General features: G+C 48.9%; 5 protein-coding genes and 1 tRNA gene. 4 read left to right on the top strand and 2 right to left on the bottom strand.

Going from position 1 to position 3,004, the window contains the following annotated elements:
- Positions 1 to 33: 33 nt before the first annotated feature.
- From CINSTRO3249_RS14535 to CINSTRO3249_RS14525, 3 genes are all read left to right on the top strand, one after another.
- Positions 34 to 306 (top strand): hypothetical protein, encoded by a 273-nt coding sequence (locus CINSTRO3249_RS14535; RefSeq protein ID WP_074013775.1) that lies wholly within the window; start codon positions 34 to 36, stop codon positions 304 to 306.
- 144 nt (positions 307 to 450) lie between these two features.
- On the top strand, positions 451 to 660 hold the full coding sequence (locus CINSTRO3249_RS14530) for a DUF4224 domain-containing protein (RefSeq protein WP_074013774.1): 210 nt from the start codon (positions 451 to 453) through the stop codon (positions 658 to 660).
- Positions 661 to 1,701 carry a tyrosine-type recombinase/integrase gene (locus CINSTRO3249_RS14525; RefSeq protein WP_074013773.1) on the top strand — a complete coding sequence of 347 codons (1,041 nt, stop codon included), beginning with the start codon at positions 661 to 663 and terminating at the stop codon, positions 1,699 to 1,701. It begins immediately after the preceding gene.
- Between the two features lie 68 nt (positions 1,702 to 1,769).
- Here CINSTRO3249_RS14525 and CINSTRO3249_RS14520 read toward each other — a convergent pair.
- Positions 1,770 to 1,857 (bottom strand) — tRNA-Ser (locus tag CINSTRO3249_RS14520).
- A 216-nt stretch (positions 1,858 to 2,073) separates the two neighbouring features.
- Here CINSTRO3249_RS14520 and yccA point away from each other — a divergent pair.
- Positions 2,074 to 2,733, top strand: a complete 660-nt coding sequence (gene yccA, locus CINSTRO3249_RS14515; RefSeq protein WP_074013776.1) for an FtsH protease modulator YccA — start codon at positions 2,074 to 2,076, stop codon at positions 2,731 to 2,733.
- Between the two features lie 42 nt (positions 2,734 to 2,775).
- Here yccA and CINSTRO3249_RS14510 read toward each other — a convergent pair.
- On the bottom strand, positions 2,776 to 3,004 hold a 229-nt coding region (locus CINSTRO3249_RS14510; RefSeq protein ID WP_143146879.1), incomplete at its 5' end, for an integrase core domain-containing protein.

Raw genomic sequence — 3,004 nt, 5'->3', positions numbered from 1 at the left:
TTCCGACTCACATTAACGCTATCAAGGTGAAATATGAATGGTTTACTCACCGGATTACTCGCCCGCCGGGAAACGGGGCTTATCGAAGAAATTGAAAAACTGGAAAGACGTATTGTCCGCATGGAGAATCAGGCCGACGCAGAGTGCTGGCTTCTTAAAGAAGATATCCGGCAAGCGCAATTTGAAGCAGACTGCAAGCTTATTGAGGAATATGAAGAAGGCATTCGTACTGGTTTGCCGAAAGAGGAAATACTGGCGTCTCTGGTAAATGGCGCGCTGCATCGGATTAAAGCGACAAAGCAATAAACCATCCCGGCTGTCGCATGGCAGCCTGAAATTACCTCACCATTGCACACCGGGTGTGCAACCCCATTTCTACGATTCGCAATTCCCACGCCTGCTCGCCGTCATGACGAACGTTGCAGCGGCTTGATTTAAACAGAGGTCATTATGGCTACAGCATTTCTTGATGATGACGAAGTGTACATTCTCACCGGGTACAAACAATCAAAATTACAAAAGGCATGGTTGGCAAAGCTGAATATCCCGTTTGAAGAAAACGCCAGGGGAAAGCCCGCCGTCTACCGTTCACATTTTCAGGCAGTACCAAGCACTGGCAATCATAAGCCAGAGGAAGAGCCTAATTTTGGAGTGATTTAAATGGGAAGGCGTCGAATTAATCCAGAAGATAATAAGCTACCCAAGCGCGTAAGATCTAATGGCTACAGCTACGTATTCAAACCTCATGGCTCTACAAAAACAATAGGCTTAGGTAAAATAAAAGAAACGACGATTGCGCAGGTATGGGCCCACTATGAAAGATTAATGGCTGAATTATCCACAACATTAACGTTTTCTCAACTGTGGAATTATTTTCTTGATAGCGCCTATTTTTCTGAACTCAAGCCCCGAACCCAAAAGGATTACCTACAGCACCAGAAGAAGCTTCTGGCCGTCTTTGGTAAGGTCAGCGTGAACAGCATCAAGCCAGAGCACGTCAGAACATTCATGGATAAGCGTGGCTTGCAGAGCAAAACACAGGCAAACCATGAGATGGCAAGTATGTCTAGGGTCTATCGGTGGGGCTATGAGCGTGGGTATGCTAAAGGCAACCCATGTGTCGGCGTTATGAAATTCAAGGCAGTCAAAAGAGACAGGTATATTACCGATGATGAGTGCCTTGCTATTTATCAATCTGCTGATGATGTAGTAAAGGCGGCAATGGAGATAGCCTACCTCTGCGCCGCCCGATTATCAGACGTACTTGGCATGAAGTGGCAACAAATTACTGAGCAAGGGATATTTATTCAGCAGGGGAAGACGGGAATTAAACAGATTAAGGTCTGGACGCCAAGACTACGGGAAGCCATAGAGTTAGCTAAATCGGCATCAGTGCCCACTCAGGCCGATACTCCCGTCATCATGGGACAGCATAAAGGGCACTACAGCAAGCGTGGATTCAGTAATCGATGGATGGAAGCGCGCTCAAAAGCATCAGCCCAACTTGGCTACGAGCTTGACTGTACATTTCATGATTTGAAAGCTAAGGGTATTTCAGACTACAAGGGAAGTACAAAAGATAAGCAACTATTTAGCGGGCATAAATCAGAAAGTCAGGTTTTAGTATACGACAGAAAGGTTAAATTATCGCCTACTCTTGATATCCCTTCGTTGCCTAAGAGCGAAAAATATACTAAGTGAATATACCAAGAGAATACCAACACCAATTTCTAGCCTGTGCAACATTCCACATAAACCATTGATAAATATGGCGGAGGAAGTGGGATTTGAACCCACGGAAGGTTGCCCTTCGCCGGTTTTCAAGACCGGAGCCTTCAACCACTCGGCCACTCCTCCGCAACGAGGCGAACTATAAACAGAGTCGATCCGGTTGTAAAGAGCGTTTGCGCTAATCGACTGAAAAATCGCCATTAGTCTCTTCGCTACCCTTTCTTTATTTGTCGGCGTTAGCGCTGGTGCGTAAAGATGGGTAAAAGCCATAGGCGCAACGGCGGCAAGCCATTAATCTTGCATCAAATATTACTGGCACACCTTTATGATGAGAGGCAAATTATGGATCGTTTGATTGCGACATCCTCGCGCAGGCATTCGCTCTTAAGCACCCACAAGGTGCTGCGCAATACTTATTTTCTGCTGTCGCTTACGCTGGCCTTTTCCGCGCTGACCGCCACCGCGAGCACGCTGCTAGGGCTGCCGGCGCCCGGGTTGATTCTGATGCTGGTCGGCTTTTACGGGCTTCTGTTTTTGACCCACCGGCTGGCCAATAGTCCGGCAGGGATCCTCGCTACCTTCGCCCTGACCGGTTTTATGGGCTATACGCTGGGACCGCTACTGAGCATGCTGCTGGCGTCCGGCGCGGGGGACGTCATTATGCTGGCGCTGGGAGGCAAGGCGGTGGTGTTCTTTTGCTGCTCGGCGTACGTCCTCACCACCCGCAAGGATATGTCCTTCCTGTCGGGGATGATGATGGCCGGCTTCGTGGTCCTGCTGGTCGCGGTCGTAGCTAATCTTTTTCTGCATATCCCGGCCTTGTCGCTGGCGATAAGCGTGATGTTTATCCTGTTTTCCTCCGGCGCGATTTTGTGGGAAACCAGCAATATCATTCACGGCGGAGAGACAAACTACATCCGCGCCACCGTCAGTCTCTATGTATCGCTATACAACATTTTCGTCAGCCTGCTGAGCATCTTCGGCGGTATGCGCAGCAACTGATATGAATAACCCCGAGTTTATTAGAGAGTAATTTTGGCAATACTACGCCGCTTCCTCTGATGCTAATTGCAAAGCGTAATAGTTCATTTCGGCTTCAGTAGGAGGGATGTAACCCAGCCGCCCGAGCAGCCTTCTGTTGTTGTACCAGTCCACCCAGTCCAGCGTGGCCAACTCCACTTCCGTCCGGTTTTTCCAGCTCCCGCGGTGGATAACCTCCGTTTTGTACAACCCGTTGATACTCTCTGCCATCGCATTATCGTAGGAGTCGCCG

Origin of the sequence: Candidatus Sodalis sp. SoCistrobi (assembly GCF_900143145.1) — a bacterium.
Taxonomy (GTDB): Bacteria; Pseudomonadota; Gammaproteobacteria; order Enterobacterales; family Enterobacteriaceae; genus SoCistrobi.
The sequence above is the reverse complement of the archived record's forward strand: the minus strand, read 5'-3'. Positions and strand labels throughout refer to the sequence as shown.